The following is a 17629-nucleotide window of genomic DNA, read 5'->3' on the forward strand; positions in this document are numbered from 1 at the left end:
GGTGCCACATCCTTTTCCTTTTCTACCGTTACTTTTCTCATAAGGCGGAAAGGATATGAGTTGTAATGTTTTCCTTGTTACTCGTACGGATCGATATCAAATAATTCTTTGTAAAGTGATTTTGCTTCTTCATAGCTTGCAAAAACAGCATCATCCTCAGCAAACGGATGGTAGGTTTCAAATATAAACAGGGAAAGCTCACCCTCATGGTATGGGTGATGCACAATTTCAGCTTCTTTTATATGAGCAACATTGGCGGCGTGCGGATTTCTGTAGATGACGTAGACTGTATCTCCTGCGTTAAATTCGTTTGACATTCTATCCCTCCTAGCCATGTTATTGTGCCCCGCTGCATCCCTGATTATGAAAAAAACCAGACAGGCCGGAGGCCGTCTGGTTTTTGTGAATTACTTGAATGTTTCTTTTACGAACGCGACAACTTCTTCTGTCGTGCTCATAGATAAGATTTTCTCTTTGAATGACTCAGCTTCTTGTTTAGACAATTTGCTGATTTGTGTTCTTGCCGGAAGGATAGAAGTTGCGCTCATTGAGAACTCATCTAAGCCTAAGCCAAGAAGAATCGGAATCGCAATTTCATCTCCTGCCATTTCTCCGCACATGCCGACCCATTTTCCTTCTTTATGTGCCGCTTCAATTACAAGTGTAATTAAGCGAAGGATTGCAGGGTTGTATGGCTGATACAGGTAAGATACACGTTCATTCATACGGTCAGCTGCCATTGTGTATTGGATCAAATCATTTGTTCCGATACTGAAGAAGTCAACTTCTTTAGCAAACTGATCAGCGATAACTGCAGTTGACGGAATCTCAACCATCATACCGACTTCGATGTCGTCAGATACAGTTTGTCCCGCTTTGACAAGCTTTTCTTTCTCTTCAAGAAGGATCGCTTTCGCTTCTTTGAATTCGTTAACTGTCGCAATCATAGGGAACATGATTTTCAAGTTTCCGTATGTACTTGCACGAAGCAGCGCGCGAAGCTGTGTTCTGAAGATTTCTTGCTCTTCAAGGCAAAGACGAATCGCTCTGTAGCCCAAGAACGGGTTCATTTCTTTAGGAAGCTGCAGGTAAGGAAGCTCTTTGTCTCCGCCGATATCAAGTGTCCGAACGACAACTGATTTTCCTTCCATACGCTCAAGAACCGTTTTGTAAGCGTCAAACTGCTCATCTTCTGTAGGCAGCTGATCTCTTCCCATGTAAAGGAATTCTGTACGGTAAAGACCAACTGCTTCTCCGCCGTTTTCAAGAACACCCTTCACATCATCAGGAGTACCGATATTCGCTGCAAGCTCTACATGATGGCCGTCTTTTGATACAGTCGGTTCATTGACCAGCTTCGCCCACTCAGCTTTTTGAGCTAAATAAGCGTTATGTTTTTCTTCATACTCTTTTACAGTTTCCGCAGAAGGATCGATAATGACATCGCCATTAATACCGTCAACGATAACAGTCACGCCGTTTTGGATCGTGCCTGTAGCCGCTTTCGTTCCGACAACTGCAGGAATCTCAAGAGAACGCGCCATGATGGCAGAGTGAGATGTGCGTCCGCCGATATCAGTTGTGAATCCTTTTACGAACTCACGGTTTAATTGAGCCGTGTCAGACGGTGTTAAGTCTTCAGCTACAATAATAACTTCTTCTGAAATCATGCTTGGGTTTGGAATTTCAACGCCAAGCAGGTGGCCCGTTACGCGTTTTGTTACGTCGCGGATATCTGCCGCACGCTCTTTCATGTATTCATTATCCATAGATTCAAACATGGTAACGAACATAGAAGACGTTTCTTTTAAAGCGAATTCAGCGTTTACAGAATCAGAGCTGATTTTTTCTTTCACAGGATTCAGAAGCTCAGGGTCACTGAGAACTAAAAGGTGAGCAGAAAAAATATCAGCTTTATCCTGACCCAGTTCTTTCAAAGCATGCTCTTTGATTTTTTCGAGCTCTTCTTTAGAACGTGCAATCGCTTCATCAAAACGGCTTACTTCCGCTTCAGAATCAGAGATGTTTTTCTTTTCAACCGTTAAATCTGGCTCTTCAAGCCGGTACGCTTTTGCAATCGCGATGCCGGCTGAAGCACCAATCCCTTTTAATTCTTGCATTACTCGCCGAGTCCTTCGCTTTTCATTGTTTCTTCTAAAGCGTTAAGAGCATCGTTTTCGTCAGCGCCAGCAGCAGAAATTGTGATTTCAGCGCCTTTAGCGATTCCAAGAGACATAACACCCATGATTGATTTAAGGTTTACAGTTTTGCCGTTATATTCCAAATTAACGTCAGCGTCGTATTTGCTTGCAGTTTGTACAAGAACTGTTGCAGGACGAGCGTGAATTCCAGAATCTGCAGTTACTTTGAATGTTTTTTGTGCCATTTTTATCATTCTCCTTTTAACTTAAAGCTATATTACTTCACAATATTATATCATACAGCCGTACTTGTCATCTGACAAGCACAGCGTACTATATACCCTTATTTTTCAATCTTCACAATGTCTTCTTGCTCTCTGTTAACTGATCCGCTTGCCTTAATGCTGACTGTTTCTCCTTCAGCAAGGTTCGTAAATACGATCGGTGTCATGAGAGATGGTACATTCGGTTTTACTGCGTCCAAATCAACTTCAAGAAGCTTTTGTCCAGGCTCAACGCGGTCCCCTTCTGATACGAAAGACGTAAACCCTTCGCCCTTGAGGCTGACCGTATCAATGCCGAAGTGGATCAAAATTTCTTTTCCACCGTCGGATTGCAGGCCGATTGCATGTTTTGTCGGGAAAACATTTAATATTTTTCCTCGTACCGGAGAAACGACGATGCCTTCAGAAGGAAGGATCGCAAAGCCGTCACCCATCATTTTTCCTGAGAAGACTTGGTCAGGAACATCAGTAATCGGGTGAATTTCTCCAGCAATCGGAGAAACAAAGACTTCCTCGCCAATTTCATTTTGCAGCGGTTCTGCAATGACTTCCTCAACCTGCTGCCCTACTTCTTCCTCAGCGGATGTTTTCGGTTCAGGTCTTGGTTTGCGTCCCGCGATGATGTCCTGCATTTGTGTTTTTAATCCGTCAGAACGCGGTCCGAAAATCGCCTGAATATTGTTGCCCACTTCCAGAACCCCGGAGGCGCCAAGCTGCTTCAGAAGGTCTTTATCAACCTTTTTCTGATCGTTTACTGTCACACGAAGACGAGTGATACAAGCATCAAGGTGTTTGATGTTTTCCTGGTCACCCATGGCCTGCAGGATCTCGTAAGGAAGGTCGCCTGCTTCTCCTGTTTTCCCGGATGCTGCTGTTTCAGCTGAAGCATCCTCACGGCCTGGTGTTTTCAGATTAAATTTGCGGATCGCAAATCGGAATCCGAAGTAGTAAATAACCGCAATCCCTAAACCAACAGGGATGACAAGCCACCAAGCCGTCCGGTTCGGTAAAATGCCGAAAAGGAAGTAGTCAATTAAACCGCCGGAGAATGTCATACCAATCTTAACATTCAACAGCTGCATGACCATGAATGAAAGCCCTGCAAACAAACAGTGAATCGCAAATAGGACAGGGGCAACGAATAGGAATGAGAATTCCAATGGCTCTGTGATCCCTGTCAGGAAGGATGTCAGTGCTGCTGAACCCATAATACCTGCAACAAGTTTTTTGTTTTGCGGTTTTGCTTCATGATAAATCGCAAGTGCCGCAGCAGGAAGTCCGAACATCATAAATGGATATTTACCTGTCATGAACGTACCTGCTGTTAATTGTACGCCGTCTTTAATCTGCGCCATAAAGATACGCTGATCCCCGCGGATGATCTCTCCGGCTGCACTTTTGTAGCTGAAGAATTCATACCAGAACGGCGAGTAGAAAATATGATGCAGACCAAATGGAATAAGCGAACGTTCAATGACCCCGAAGATAAATGCAGCTAGGGTTGGATTCGCTTCCACTAATCCAGTTGAAAAGGCATTCAATCCATGCTGGATCGGAGGCCAGATCACTAACATAATAAGACCCAGAATCAGTGCGGAAATTGACGTAATAATCGGTACGAAACGTTTACCCGCAAAGAAACCAAGATATTGCGGCAATTCAATTGTATAAAATTTGTTAAACAACAATGCTGCCAGCACACCGACGATAATACCGCCGAATACCCCTGTCGCCAAGGTAGGTATGCCGAGCATGTTTACATATGCCGGGTGGTTTTCCGTGAAGAACTTGGCTCTTTCGATTGAATCGGAAGGTATGGTTCCGTTTGCAAGAAGAACCGCACTCATGGATACGTTCATCACCAGATAACCGATAATTGCTGCTATCCCGGCAACTCCATCTCCGTTGGCAAGCCCGATGGCTACACCTACTGCGAAAAGAAGCGGAAGGTTATCGAAAACAATCTGCCCAGCGCTTTCCATCACACCCGCTACGAGCTGAACATTGTCATTGCTTAGGAAATGCAGGACTTGAATCATGTCCTTGTTTTGCATTGCATTCCCGATCGCAAGCAAAATACCCGCCGCAGGAAGAATCGCAACTGGAAGCATAAGCGCACGCCCGATTTTTTGGAGAACGCCGAATAATGCTTTAAACATAAGAATTGACCTCCTCTTTTTACTAGTCTGACCTTACAGCTAAAAATCATGACAACGAATTCACAGGCGTAAGTCTTCCAGTTTAACCGTTTACATTTGCCCTTTTACACAACAAAAAAGGCATGAGCAAAATAGGGTGCGCAAAAGAACGAGAATGACCTTCCCGTTTTTTCCCCTCAATCACTCATGCCTGATCGGATCAGTAACACGTTTTTAAAGGATAAACTGAATTTATGAAATTTTATTGGTTAATCGGTACAGATGAAGCGTGAGATAAACCGCTTCCGCCTCATGAACTGGTTTCTTCAATGTTTGCTGCAAGATTTTAATCAATTTCCAAGCTGTATTGTAGCATAGCGGATATTCATTTTTCAATAACAACATTAATTTTTCTGGTTCTTTAGTCGGTTCCTCTTTTTTAATTCTTTCTATCGTAAATCTGATGTGCCGGATAAGCCGTAAATAGTTGACGCTTTCCTTATTTACTTTCATTTGAAACGAGTCTTCAATCACCTCTACAAGCTGCGCCATCAGCTGAGAGTGCTTATTGACTTCGGACAGCGGGCGATTCGTCAGGGCTGAATGAATATGCAGGGCGATAAAACCGATCTCCCCTTCCGGAAGGCAGATGCCCGCTTTTTCATTGATCATATCAATGACTTCTTTGGCAATCTGATATTCATCCGGATAAAGTGACTGCGTCTCCATTAAAAAAGGATTTTTCATATCAAAGCCCTGCTGCTGCCTTTTGATTGCAAATGCAATATGGTCAGTCAGTGCAATATGAATATGTTCATTTAGTGAGCGGTTTGTCCGATTGCTGATATGGTATATGACATCGTTTGAAATATCAACGAGCTTTTCATCAACATAGTCGAGGAGCTTTTTAAACTGCTTCTGTTCCTTTTCGTCCTTTAAAATGAACATTTTATCGTACCCTTTATCTTCAATCACATCATCTTGTTTTTTTCCGAAACCAATTCCTTTTCCGATCAAAACTACTTCACTGTATTTATGATGAGAAGCAATTAATACGTTATTATTCAGTACCTTTTTCACTGTAAAGGACCCATTCACGATCCTCAGCTCCTTTGTCATTCAATACCTCATATCGTACATAACGAACGGAATGCGCGTCAAACCTTTTTTCATGCATTCACTAAACAGTCGATCTTTCAATGAGACGGTAATCAAGAACTCTTTTTTCAATCGGCTGACCTTGAATCCTTTTTTCCAGCATGGAAAACGCCTGCTTGCCCATTTCCTTCGCTTGAATATCGATAGTTGATATCCCAAGCAATTGGCTGATTTCATGGTTATCAAAGCTTAAGATCGCAAGTTCATCCGGAACAGACACTTTCTGAGCTTTCGCTTCGAGTAAAAGCCCTGCCGATACCTGGTCATTCGCGACAAAAATAGCCGTCGGCCTTTCTCTCCAGTTGTTCCATTTATGAAAAAGCGCTTTTCCATCGTTCATTGTAATCGCTTTCTCAATCACCCATTCTTCATTGAATGTTTCTCCGATCTCTTCCAATGCTTCTTTATATGCTTTGATGCGAAAATGACTGTTCATGCCTTTTTTTCTCGCTAAGCAAATCGCTATTTTTTTGTGCCCTTTGGCGATTAAATAGTCGAGTCCGTCCCGGAATGCGGCTTGATGAGGAATGCTGATTGTGGAAAACCCGCCCTTGTTTGAATTCTGACAAAGCAATATCGGCCCTTCCCACTCCTTGAGCTTGTCATCAGACAGCGCCTTCGAGCAAAAAATCAAACCGTCAACCTGGCGCTGTTTTAATTGGGACAGCGCAAAGATTTCTTTCTTCACGTCATAATTTGTCTGGAATAAAGAGAGGTGAATGCCTGATTCTGCGGCAGCGTCTGAGATTCCCGCCATCAGTTCCGCAAAATAAGGAAGGCCGATCGTCGGCATCACAACACCGATCATGTTTGAAAACCCCTTCGACAAATGCACAGCGTGGACATTTCTTGTGTACTCCAACACTTCCATTGCTTCAAGCACTCTTTTTCTTTTCTCTTCACTTACATAAGGATGATTGTTTATGACTCTGGAAACCGTCGTAACGGAGACACCGGCTTTGTCTGCAATGTCTTTAATATTAGCCATAAATTCCCTTCTTTCTGATTTCCCTTGATCTGGAATGCGTTTCATACAATACGATAAGAACGTACCGACAGATTAGATGTTTTTTTGCTGAAAGGAGAAGATATAAATGGGTTTCTTCATTTTAATTGGATTATGTCTGGCCGTTCTGGGCGGAAGCTGCCTGGCTGTAAGACCGCTCAATCAAAAACATGAAGTGAAACCATTTCGGACGTTTGATGATTTTTTTATTTAAAACAGATAAAAAAGGACGATGTCGAGAACAAAGTCCTTTTTTATCTCTGCCTGTTACGGCAATATCGTTAATTCCTTCGGATATTGAGTAAGCGCAACCGCCCCGTCTTTTGTTACGTGAACGTCATCTTCAATGCGTACGCCGCCAACATCCGGCACATAAATGCCCGGTTCGATTGTGTAAACCATTCCTTCCTGCAGCAGCGTGTCATTGGCTTTGCTCATTGACGGGTACTCATGCACTGAAATGCCGAGACCATGGCCCAGCCGGTGAGGGAAATATTCTCCGTATCCGGCTTTTTCAATGATTCCGCGGGCAGTTAAGTCCAGATCTCCGATTCTCACGCCTGGTTTGCTTGCTTCTATCGCGGCTTTTTCCGCTTGAAGCACCGTCTCGTACATTTCTTCCTGCTTCGGATTGATTGTTTTGTAAGCAAAGGTTCGCGTGATATCAGAGCAATAGCCGTCCATAATAACACCCAGGTCAAACAAGACAAGATCGCCTTTCTTTAATGTGGCTGTCCCCGGATTTCCGTGAGGCTGACCTGATTTTTTCCCGAATAGCACCATTGTCGAGAAAGACATGCCCTGAATTCCTTTTTTCTTCAACTCATACTCAATCTGAGCGAGAACTTCCACCTCACTGATGCCTTCACGCAAAGCAGCTGTTCCGACTTCAACACCAAAATCGGCAAGCTTCGCCGCCTCTTTCAGCAATTTAATTTCATGCTCGCCTTTAATCAGACGAAACTGGTTAAGTGTTTCTTCTGCTGATACAAATTGAGCCCCTCCAGCTGAATGCTTCAGTTGTTCGGCACGCGAAAGCGAGATTGAATCCTTTTCTACGGCAAGCGTATGTATGCTGACATTTCGTTTTTTGAGTGCTTTTTCAATGAGCTCCCATGGATTTTCGTGATCGGCATAGCCAATAATTTCGTGATTCCATCCGGCATTTCGGGCCTGGTCTGCCTCCATTCCCGGACAAACGAAAAATGGCTCCTCCTCTTGAAAGATAAACAAACCCATTACACGTTCATGCGGCTCTGTATAAAAACCGGTTAAGTAAAATACATTTTCTTTCGTATGAATAAATGCGGCAGTATGCCCCGCTTCCTTCAGCCATGAAGAGACGCGTTGTATTCTATTCATTTCTTGTTCCTCCCTGCCTTTTGCCATGCATTGTTCTTTATATATTGTAACAGGTTTTACGGGTGTTTGCCTTTCACGGCGACTTTCCGTTTTCCATCATTTTATTTCCTGCCGGTCATCTTGTATACTGAGAGGAGAGTTAAATCGCAGGGAGTTGTTCCGTTTGCTGATGAATTTTTTCAGACGTAAGGCAGTTGTTCTATTAACAGTTGCGGGAATTTCCGCTCCTTTTGTCGGTATGAAGCTGGTGGATTTTTATTATTACAGCTCTATCATAGGCTGTGCTGCCGGCTTCCTTTGCTGCATCCTGGCTCTCATCATTGTGATGAAAAGGCCGGATCAAGAGAAAAAGAAAAGGAAGGTAAAACTTGATCCATAAAAAAACAGCAGCCCATTTGGACCGCTGTTTTTTATTTTAAAAGCCTTAAACCGTTTAGAATCACCAAGATCGTACTTCCTTCATGGCCTATAACGCCAAACGGCAATTCCATCACCTGTAAAAAGTTTGCGCAAATAAGCAGGCAAATGACCGCGAGAGAAAATACGATATTCTGCTTTACAATCCTGTTCATTTTCCGTGATAAACGGCACATTTTTACGAGTTTTTTCAAATCGTTTTGCATGAGCACCATATCAGCAGTTTCAAGGGCCACGTCTGTTCCGCCGCCCATTGCAATGCCGACATCCGCCGCTTTTAGTGCCGGCGCATCGTTGATTCCGTCTCCGACCATTGCAATGGTCCCGAATTCTTCTTTTAATCGTTTCACTTCATTTACTTTTTGGTCAGGCAGACATTCTGCTGCAACTGTTGTCATTCCCGCTTCCTTCGCTATCGCTTGAGCCGTGTCCTCGTGATCTCCCGTCAGCATGGCCGTTTTAATCCCCAGACTGCTCAGTTCATCCATGACTTCTTTTGCTTCAGGTCTGATTTGATCTTTCAAAGCGATACAGCCGGCAATTTGATCGTCCTTTTTCACAAACACTATGGTTTGGCCGTTTTGAATGATATCTGATGCAGATTGTTTCAAAAATTGTGCTGACAATTCTTCCCCAATAAATCCTGCCTTTCCGACTTTCCATTTGGCACCCGCCACTTCAGCCATTACACCAAAGCCTGACGTTTCTTCGATTGATATGTAGCCGGACTTGTTGATGCCGCGGCTTTCAGCGTAGCCGGCAATGGCTTGCGCGAGCGGATGGCTGGACTGCTTCTCAATCGCATAGACAGCTTCAAGCACTTCCGTTTCTTCATACCCTTCCGCCAGTCTGACCGTCTCAACCGCGGGCTGGCCTTTTGTTACAGTCCCCGTTTTGTCAAAAGCGATCATTTGCACAGATCCCAGCTGTTCAAGAAATACACTTCCTTTCACTAGCATGCCGTTGCGGGCGCCATTTGAAATCAAGGACAGCGCTGCCGGCATGATGGACGCGACAAGTGCGCAAGGTGACGCCACCACCATAAATACCATCGCGCGATAAAAGGTTTCACTCCAGCTCCAGCCAAGTGCAAAGTGCGGCACAAACAACAGCAGCCCCACCACGATCAGAACGCCTTTTACATATGCATTTTCAAATCGTTCGATAAAAGCTTGCGCAGGTGACACACTGTTTTGCGCAGATTCCACCAATTTGATAATCTTTCGGAATAAAGAATCTTCGCTTGCTTTTGTGACACGGACGGTCAAGGAGCCGTTTCGATTAACAGTTCCCGTATACACAGCGTCGCCGGTGTTTTTTTCTACGGGCATCGATTCGCCCGTTAACGCTGACTCGTCAAGACTTGTAGAACCAGATTCAATGATTCCGTCAGCTGCCACCCGTTCTCCAGGTTTGATAACAATCGTATCACCAGCCTTTATATCTGCAACCGATACTCTTTTGGTTTCACCGTTTACAATCAGCGTTGCTTCTTCAGGCTCAAGCTTCATTAAAGAAGTTAAATCCCTGCTGCTTTTATTCATCGTGTATGTTTCTAAAGCTCCGCTTAAGGAAAAAATAAAGATTAAAACGGCACCCTCTGCCCAGTACCCAATCAATGCGGAACCCACGGCAGCGAAAATCATTAAAAGCTCAACATTCAGCGTTTTGGATTCGAGCGTTTCTTCGATTCCTTCTTTCGCTTTAGCAAATCCGCCGATGACAAAGGCCAGCAAATATAGCGTTACCGATAACAACTGATGTGAGGAAAGGAGCCAGCCTGCTAAAATAAGAGCACCTGACACAAGGGCTGCGATAAGCTCCGCATGCTGGGACCAGCTTTTTTCTGGCTGTTCTGTCTTTAATGGCTGATGCTGATCATGTTGAAGCATCACTTGTTCATTCATATCGAATCCTCCTCCCTAATTGAGAACGCAAATCATCTTCATTTCTCTTATAAAAAACAAAATCGCCGCCCAGAAGGCAGCTTCATCGTTGGTTATTTCATGATGTCTTTCTTAATTATAGCATGCAGAAAAAGAATTTCAATTATAATTATTTTAATTTCTTTTTGATAATAATTATCATTAACATCTGTTCACCTTTCATTATATGACAAAAAAGCTGAAAGGCTACGCTCTCAGCTTATTTTTTCGTCCATTCTTTCAATTGTTCAGCCGTCATCGGCCCCACTTTTGTTTCTTCAATTTCACCCTTTTCATTCAGCAAAAACGAGGTGGGAATCGTTATAATATGATATTCCTTCATTAAATCCCCTTTTGTGTCGAGAACAATCGGAAAGGTCAGATGGTTTGCTTTGATAAAGTCTTCAACGACTTGCTGATTTTGTTCTGAATTCACTAAATTGACCGTTACCAGCTTCACACTGTCAGATCGATGAGCCTCGTAAAATGATTGGAACTGAGGGAGTTCCTTTTTGCAGGGCGGACACCATGAAGTCCAAAAATGCAGGATCGTTTTCTGTCCTTTATTTGGGATGGAGATATCCTCTCCTTCTATCGTTTTCATGAGGAAAACCGCAGGAACAGCAGGCTGTTTATTGGCAGCCTGTGCCGATAGAGGCAGCCATGGAATCATAGCAAATAAGATCAGGCAAATAGCGAGGGGCAAGCGTTTTGTCAACATGGAATCTTCCTTTCATGCTTTTCAAATAGCTTGCCCCGCTAGAGATTTATCATCCTTCAATCCGCGGCGTTCGGTTTCCTCCCGTCAGAAAAACAGATACACGCAGCGCTTTGCAAATCGTTGTATAGTGTAGGCTCGTCAGCAAAATCATACCTGTATTCATCCCAAGGATAATCCCGAGCATTTGCAGGTTTTCCATTGAACCCAGCACATACATCATACTCAGCGCAACGAGATGGCTCCACACGTTGTGATAAAAAGCTTCTTTGACAAAGCCCATCCCGATTAAACATGCCTGCAGGGGCATCACAAATAAATGAAAGAGAAAGTACGGCCACAAAAGCTGCAAATAATACTGCGCTTCAGGAGAGTGAAAAAACAGATGGGTCAGGGGCTCCGCAAACTGAAACATGATCCAGACAGCCGGTATACCGTATCCCAACGTGATAAAGATCGACTGCTTCAGCCTTTTTAATACGATGTCATATTGTGAGAGAGAATAAGCTTCAGAAATACTGGGAATCATGACGACCATTAACGAATGGGCGATAAAAGCAGGAAACGACCCTATCGTCACAGCCACTCCGGCAAGCATGCCGTATTGATCGATGGCAGTTGTCCCGGCAACGCCCGCTGCCAAAAGCGCTCCTTTTACTAAAAAGGGTTCAATGGCGTTGACTACGGCGTGGAAAATGCGCAGTCCGGTTGTCGGAATCGATACGGCAAGCAGTCTTTTTCTAACATCTTTCCCGCGTAAATGGATATGCTGCTGAACCGATACCGCACGTCTTGCCAGGATAAACTGTGAATACAAGTAAACAAGCACGATCACATCGCTCACGACAAGGACAAACAGCGAAATCAGCACAGCCATGTCCAGCTCAAACGAGTACCATTGAAAGAAGATGAACAAGCACAACAGCTGAATGATTTTTTTCAGTACATTAGCGATTGCGATCTTCCCCATTTTTTGCACACCCATAAAGTAGCCTCTGGCAATTGACGTAAAGGCGACAATAGGAATCAAGCCGATGACAATTCCTTTGATAAACGGGTGATATGTATCAAACACCGGAATAAAAGGAAGCGCAATACTGGCGGCGGCGGTGGAAAAGGCCGTGAAAACAGCTGTCATTCTGAAGGCGTGCCTCAGCATGCTTTCATGGAGCTTTGGATTTGATTCAGCGATAAATTTAGAAATTGATATTGGCAGCTCCAAGCTTGCGATGACAATAATTAAAAAGATGGTAGGCAAAATACTCATGTAAAGCCCCATCCCGTGCTCGCCAAGCTCGCGCGCCAAAATCATATTCACGACAAATTCAAGGCATTCGGCGAAAAAGGCGGCAATGGATAAAAGAATAATCCCTTTTACAAATCGATTCATGATGTCTCTCCTTGTCTCTTGTACTACCAACATCATATGAGACAAGTTCAAAAATTATTTTATTTTTACTCTTTCTATAAAAAAAGCACAGCTGAGACGAATGGTCTCTTCTATGCTTATATGGCAAAGACATGCCTGCCGATTTTTTCAATGATTTTCCTTGAGCGAATCCAGTCATCTGACGCCGTTTTCGGGTTATAAAAGAAAAGGGCTTCTGTTTCTCTGTCCTTAGATGACATCGCTTCTTCAACAGCCTCAATTGATTCTTTGTCTGGCTCTTGATTAATGCTTCCGTTTGCGACAGGTTCAAAGGCATTTTTCTGATAAATAACCCCTCTGATTGTATCGGGAAAGCCCTTCTTATCCGTCCTGTTCAGCACAACGCTTGCAACAGCGACCTTGCCTTCATAGGATTCGCCCTTCGCCTCTGCGTGAACGAGTCGGGAAAGCAATTCTTTTTCAGACTCAGAATAAGTTTCTCTCTTCTCATTCGCTTTCTCTGATTGTTCTTTTTCTTTCTTTTCAGTGTTCGCTGATAGCTTGATCGGCTTTATTTTTTTCTTGTCCTCATCAGCAGACAGTGAAGAGAAAGATGTGTCTGTGTCATGATTTATATGGGTAAGCAGCTTAGCTTCTTCATGTTTTGTCTTCTTTGTGTTCAGTAGTGAAGCTTGTGTATGTTCAATTTTCGAAGCAGGCATGAAACAAAGAAGAAAAACAGCTAGCGCAGTAAATTTTGTCGTCATACAGTTTCCTCCTTAAAGTGCTCAAAAAACACTTCATAACCTTAACAAGAGATCAAATCAATTTCACGGAAAAAGATTTTCCAACTCTCCCAAACAGGTATCAGGATGGAATATATCGGGTGACGCACTGATTAATGGCAAAAAAACAGCGTGATTTTCTATAAATCTTGTCATTTAAAGGAATATTTATCCATTTTTGTAATTTTACATTTTATTTACGTCTGTTACATCATTTGTAATAAAAGGCTGGCGTTCTGTCATATATGATAAAAAGGCTTCTCACTTATGAGAAACCTTTTAGCTTCTTGGCTGTTCTAAATATTGAAACACCACATCTCCGCCTTGCTGGGCAATGCCTCGGAAATGCTTAAAATCGTCCTGTTTCGATAAAACGGCCCTGAAATCAAGAAAGTGTTCTTTTTGGACTCTCAATTCTTTTATTTCACCAGTACGAAGCTGTTCAATCTGTTCTGTTATGTCTTCGGGACGCAATCAAAACTCCCCCTTTTCAATCTTTGAACGAAAATCAATATATCATTTTTCCTGCGCCAGGACAATTCCTTAGGACGATAAAACTCCTTATCGCTTTACTTCTCAATAAAAATACTGTTTAATACTTTCAAAAGGAATTATTATGTTTAAAGGAGAGGAAGCTTGTGAAAATCGCTAAGGTCGGAAACGTCATTGAATTTAAAAACGGATTAACCGGTGTTGTTGAAAAAGTTAATGAGAATTCTGTTATCGTAGATGTTACCATTATGGATAACTATCGGGATCTTGAGCTAGATTCACTGACTGTTGTTAATCATAAAAATTACAAGATCATCAGAGACTCCTATTAAATCCTCCTTCATCCACACGCATTCGCAAAAACTGCAAGACGAACAATTAAACACCTTACATATCAAATTAGCTTTCTCAAAAGCTGCCGGCCGGCAGCTTTTTTACATAAAAAACACCGATTATGAATCGGCGTTCGTGTCTGTTTCCGTTATTTCGATATAAAATTCACTCACGGCTCCCGCTTCGTACAGGTTGGTCAATGACGTTGAATAATTTGTGATTTCACCGCGTAAGGCAAGATTTCGTTCCGGAACTTCGACGTTAAATGTCTTTTCATATAACAGCACAGCGATATCATGATAAGTCTCACTGGTAACGTGTAAGGTAAAGGCAATTTTCCGCTTCGGCTCGCTCTCTTCTTGATATGTTGACATTTCTAACGTGACATCGTTTAAACGCAATGTTTTCACTTTGTATCACTCCTTATCAGTTCATGCATCTTAACATAACGCCGTTAACATTTACAATGAATCTGTTCTGAGCATTATTTTAACCATTTCTTTAAAAAAGACGCCTTTACAAACATACGTTCGATATTTTATAATAAAACAGACGAGCTGCCATCCAGCATCCCGTCTTTTCATTAGAAGGTGACGAGTGGCATTCCCCCCCGGATTCACTCGTCTTTTTTATGTATAAAATCCCCTGCATTCCGCAGGAGAAACTATATTAACGATTATTAACCGCCTCCGCTTATATATTTTTAAACACTCTATTCCAGACTGACGAATCTTCTTGTCCAAGACTCCAGCTGCCAAGACCTTTTAGGTTATATTTTTGAACGAGTTTTATTTTTGCTCTGAGTGACTGTTCATTTTCGAACCATAATGTATATGTTCCTGGAGGTAATAGATCCTTCTTATCGTGTTTGATCGTAAAAACAGCTTTTGGAGACTGACTCTTTATGTCAAAAATAATTGTACCGTTATGCCTTTTTACTAATGAGTTAACAAGGTAAAGTGAAATGGCTTGTGAGTTAGATTGGTTTTGCATCCAGCAACGGCCATAGAAAGGCAATCCTAAAACCAGTTTTTTGGGAGAGATTTTTTGGGCTAGAGCATATTGAATGGACTTTTCCACCCATCCTACACTTGCAGTAGGCCCAGCAAGGCGGCTTTCATCATAGGCCATAACCATTAGATAGTCCGCATGTTTAGCTAAATTCTCATAATCATATAATCCGTGCCAGCCCTTCGTCCAGCCAAAAGGATTTGCTGCCACTGCAACTGATACCTCTTTGTGCCTAGGAATACCTTTTCTTACTAATCTAACGAAATCCGTAAATGCCTGCCGATCTTTCTCTGTAAGGTTTTCTATATCGATATTGACCCCGTCTAGATCCAGTTCTTCTATTGCATTAGAAATTTGTTTAGCCAAAACCACTCGTTTCTTTAACGCAACTCGACCCAAATCCTGATTCCAATGATTGCTTAAAAAAGGAACTACTTTTAATTTTCTTCTATGAAGAGCTTTAATCACATCAGGATTAGCTGAACGGAGAAGTAGTGATCCATTTTTTCTGATATAGAAAAAGTCAGGAGACACGACTTTTAATACTCCGTTCGTTTGATCAACGTGATGAATAATACCATAACCTAATCCAGAATAGAAATAGCTCATTTGAAACATCTCATAACCCCTTCATTCTCAGAGATATCAAGTTTTAACAAATAATTGACCATTTCAATTTGTTTCGTTTCCGAAACCTCATAAATTACCTTTCTCTTATCTTTATCATTTGTCCGGGATAAATTCTATCTGAAGAAAGCTTATTAAGATTCATAAGTTGTTGTGCCGGAATATTAAAGGATTTTGAAATCGTCCATAATGTATCGCCGGATTCCACACAATATACTTCATATGTCACGGGAAATTCCATATAACGAGGCGTTCTTTTCACTTCTGTTTTGGTTTTTTCCCCTTCATTCATATTACTCTCCTTTAGAAAAATTTATTTTTAACATCTCTAGACCGTTTCTTTCTAATCTTAATGATTTGTCCCGCATATATCTGATCTGATTTGAAATGATTTAGCTCCATGATTTGCTGAAGGGAAACTTTATACTTTATGGCGATTTTCGTTAATGTTTCACCGGGAGCAACATGATGGATCACGTAATTTTCTTTGAGAACATCAACATAATGAATGGTTTCCTCTAGGTTTCTTAAGATTCCTCTGCTTTTTAGCACCTCAAGCATTCTCTCAGCTCTATGCCGATAGGAATCATTCTTTACAGCCTTTTTACCGTTTATCCGAATCTTCTTTCTCTCGCTATCATGATTCAAATAGTATTTAACCTTTTCAAATGTTTCTTTTGGGGAAGATGAAACGATGAGATCGCGGCCAGGTTTGAATTTACCTCGAACTGCTGGTGTATCCGATGTCAATAAAACCCCTCCGGAACCAAGAATCTCATAGGTGCGCTGCGTAAGCTGGCTTTCACAGTTTTGCAAACCGAGAATGATTTTTGCTGAACTGTAAACTTTATATGCTTCAGTATAATCAAGGTATCCATGAATCCAATTCCGGGGAATTTCTCTTCCTATATGTTTGCTCATTTTCTCCCAATTTTTCCCCCAAAAATCAATGCGAATACCATTTTGTATGAGAGGACGAATAAGCGTTTTTAAAGAGGACGAGCGGAACACTTCCGGATGTTCTTCAAGAAAATTAGGGTAAGCATTAGCCACCACCGCTATATCACAGCTATATTTGTCCAATGGTTTAATCTGATGATGTATACTTTCGTGATATGCAAAGTCTAAATGAGCCGCTTTTATCCCCATCCTTTCATAAGTTTTACATAGAGAAGGTGTAACGGTGAAAACAAAATCCGGTTTCATCTTTTTAATTAACGGGATAGTAAAGTTTTGAGTGTGCAGCGGGTCTTCAGTTGCCCAATAAACGAGGGGGATCTTCACCTTTTTAGTAGCATTGCGGATCCAGGCTTGCTTTTCCCTTGAATGCTCTGGTGTCCAACCCATAGATACGATTAGATCTGGTTTGAATTCTTCTATCATTTCAGTAACATTTTCCCGACTTACAGGGCCCGAAATCATTACGGTATGGCCTGCTTCACTAAACCCATTCGGTAAACCATAGAGCCACATAGGATGACTCTCTAGAAAAAGAATTTTCACACATGTTCGTCCTCTCTTTCACTTTTTAATGTCTACTTATTGGTATGTATTTGTAATATAACTTGTGACGGTACTAGTCTATACAAAACGTTCAGATATGAGATGACGTAATAGCTTCCTGAAAAATTACATTCTAAGAGAACGAAAAATAATCGTTTCTCTCGTCGACACGAAAAAATATAACAGAAGCTGAAAAATACTTTCGGTATTGCCGGATACGCCATCCATATATAATGAGAAATAAAAATTATAATCATCATTTAATAGCTTGTGCGGATGCCCCACAGAAAAGAAAGCGATCTACAAAATACTTTCCTTTGATTTAGCTAGACTTTCTGCCAAAAAACTTACGTTAATATA

19 protein-coding genes are annotated in these 17629 nt (G+C 42.0%); 3 read left to right on the forward strand and 16 right to left on the reverse strand.

The window, feature by feature from the left end; all coding sequences use genetic code 11:
* Nucleotides 1-77: 77 nt before the first annotated feature.
* The 6 genes from splA to ACQVGS_RS14660 all read right to left on the reverse strand — a co-directional run bounded on the left by splA (nt 78) and on the right by ACQVGS_RS14660 (nt 6709).
* On the reverse strand, nt 78-317 hold the full coding sequence (splA, locus tag ACQVGS_RS14635) for a splAB operon transcriptional regulator SplA (protein WP_010334035.1): 240 nt from the start codon (nt 315-317) through the stop codon (nt 78-80).
* A 90-nt stretch (nt 318-407) separates the two neighbouring features.
* The gene (gene ptsP, locus ACQVGS_RS14640) at nt 408-2120 is read right to left on the reverse strand and encodes a phosphoenolpyruvate--protein phosphotransferase (RefSeq protein ID WP_059292877.1); all 1713 of its coding nucleotides are present in this window, start codon (nt 2118-2120) and stop codon (nt 408-410) included.
* On the reverse strand, nt 2120-2386 hold the full coding sequence (locus tag ACQVGS_RS14645) for a phosphocarrier protein HPr (RefSeq protein WP_010334034.1): 267 nt from the start codon (nt 2384-2386) through the stop codon (nt 2120-2122). Before ACQVGS_RS14645 ends, ptsP begins: the two co-directional genes overlap by 1 nt.
* 98 nt (nt 2387-2484) lie before the next feature.
* Nucleotides 2485-4584: a PTS glucose transporter subunit IIABC gene (gene ptsG / locus ACQVGS_RS14650; protein ID WP_400152337.1), complete on the reverse strand. Its 2100-nt coding sequence runs from the start codon at nt 4582-4584 to the stop codon at nt 2485-2487.
* A gap of 231 nt (nt 4585-4815) precedes the next feature.
* Complete coding sequence (glcT, locus tag ACQVGS_RS14655) at nt 4816-5661, reverse strand: glucose PTS transporter transcription antiterminator GlcT (RefSeq protein WP_024121194.1); 846 nt, start codon at nt 5659-5661, stop codon at nt 4816-4818.
* An 82-nt stretch (nt 5662-5743) separates the two neighbouring features.
* The gene (locus ACQVGS_RS14660) at nt 5744-6709 is read right to left on the reverse strand and encodes a LacI family DNA-binding transcriptional regulator (RefSeq protein ID WP_095714836.1); all 966 of its coding nucleotides are present in this window, start codon (nt 6707-6709) and stop codon (nt 5744-5746) included.
* A gap of 106 nt (nt 6710-6815) precedes the next feature.
* Here ACQVGS_RS14660 and ACQVGS_RS14665 point away from each other — a divergent pair, with 106 nt between their 5' ends.
* Nucleotides 6816-6941 (forward strand): hypothetical protein, encoded by a 126-nt coding sequence (locus ACQVGS_RS14665; RefSeq protein ID WP_010334030.1) that lies wholly within the window; start codon nt 6816-6818, stop codon nt 6939-6941.
* A 53-nt stretch (nt 6942-6994) separates the two neighbouring features.
* On the opposite strand, the gene ACQVGS_RS14670 is transcribed toward ACQVGS_RS14665, so the two are convergent.
* Nucleotides 6995-8089: a M24 family metallopeptidase gene (locus tag ACQVGS_RS14670; RefSeq protein WP_024121192.1), complete on the reverse strand. Its 1095-nt coding sequence runs from the start codon at nt 8087-8089 to the stop codon at nt 6995-6997.
* 163 nt (nt 8090-8252) lie between these two features.
* Here ACQVGS_RS14670 and ACQVGS_RS14675 point away from each other — a divergent pair, with 163 nt between their 5' ends.
* Nucleotides 8253-8468: a hypothetical protein gene (locus tag ACQVGS_RS14675; protein ID WP_263463633.1), complete on the forward strand. Its 216-nt coding sequence runs from the start codon at nt 8253-8255 to the stop codon at nt 8466-8468.
* A gap of 31 nt (nt 8469-8499) precedes the next feature.
* Here ACQVGS_RS14675 and ACQVGS_RS14680 read toward each other — a convergent pair whose 3' ends face one another.
* The 5 genes from ACQVGS_RS14680 to ykzS form a co-directional block, all read right to left on the reverse strand.
* A complete protein-coding gene (locus tag ACQVGS_RS14680; RefSeq protein WP_255004345.1) occupies nt 8500-10413 on the reverse strand; it encodes a heavy metal translocating P-type ATPase in 1914 nt (637 codons plus the stop codon).
* 238 nt (nt 10414-10651) lie between these two features.
* Complete coding sequence (gene stoA, locus ACQVGS_RS14685) at nt 10652-11152, reverse strand: endospore biogenesis thiol-disulfide oxidoreductase StoA (protein WP_151174980.1); 501 nt, start codon at nt 11150-11152, stop codon at nt 10652-10654.
* A 49-nt stretch (nt 11153-11201) separates the two neighbouring features.
* Nucleotides 11202-12539, reverse strand: a complete 1338-nt coding sequence (ykvU, locus tag ACQVGS_RS14690) for a sporulation protein YkvU (protein ID WP_024121188.1) — start codon at nt 12537-12539, stop codon at nt 11202-11204.
* Nucleotides 12540-12655: 116 nt separating this feature from the next.
* Nucleotides 12656-13285: a cell wall hydrolase gene (locus tag ACQVGS_RS14695; RefSeq protein ID WP_095713425.1), complete on the reverse strand. Its 630-nt coding sequence runs from the start codon at nt 13283-13285 to the stop codon at nt 12656-12658.
* Nucleotides 13286-13582: 297 nt separating this feature from the next.
* Nucleotides 13583-13777, reverse strand: coding sequence for a protein YkzS (gene ykzS, locus ACQVGS_RS14700; RefSeq protein WP_010334023.1), 195 nt, complete (start codon nt 13775-13777; stop codon nt 13583-13585).
* A gap of 164 nt (nt 13778-13941) precedes the next feature.
* On the opposite strand from ykzS, the gene ACQVGS_RS14705 reads away from it, so the two are divergent.
* Nucleotides 13942-14127 (forward strand): YkvS family protein, encoded by a 186-nt coding sequence (locus tag ACQVGS_RS14705; RefSeq protein ID WP_003232446.1) that lies wholly within the window; start codon nt 13942-13944, stop codon nt 14125-14127.
* A gap of 120 nt (nt 14128-14247) precedes the next feature.
* On the opposite strand, the gene ACQVGS_RS14710 is transcribed toward ACQVGS_RS14705, so the two are convergent.
* From ACQVGS_RS14710 to ACQVGS_RS14725, 4 genes are all read right to left on the reverse strand, one after another.
* Nucleotides 14248-14538, reverse strand: coding sequence for a DUF3219 family protein (locus ACQVGS_RS14710; protein ID WP_127695351.1), 291 nt, complete (start codon nt 14536-14538; stop codon nt 14248-14250).
* A 283-nt stretch (nt 14539-14821) separates the two neighbouring features.
* On the reverse strand, nt 14822-15757 hold the full coding sequence (locus tag ACQVGS_RS14715; protein WP_106020392.1) for a glycosyl hydrolase family 18 protein: 936 nt from the start codon (nt 15755-15757) through the stop codon (nt 14822-14824).
* Between the two features lie 85 nt (nt 15758-15842).
* Nucleotides 15843-16058 (reverse strand): LysM peptidoglycan-binding domain-containing protein, encoded by a 216-nt coding sequence (locus tag ACQVGS_RS14720; RefSeq protein ID WP_106020393.1) that lies wholly within the window; start codon nt 16056-16058, stop codon nt 15843-15845.
* 11 nt (nt 16059-16069) lie between these two features.
* Entirely contained in the window at nt 16070-17269 is a 1200-nt protein-coding gene (locus ACQVGS_RS14725; RefSeq protein WP_105955534.1) for a DUF3880 domain-containing protein, read from the reverse strand.
* Between the last annotated feature and the right edge of the window lie 360 nt (nt 17270-17629).

Source organism: Bacillus sp. SD127 (genome assembly GCF_058566445.1).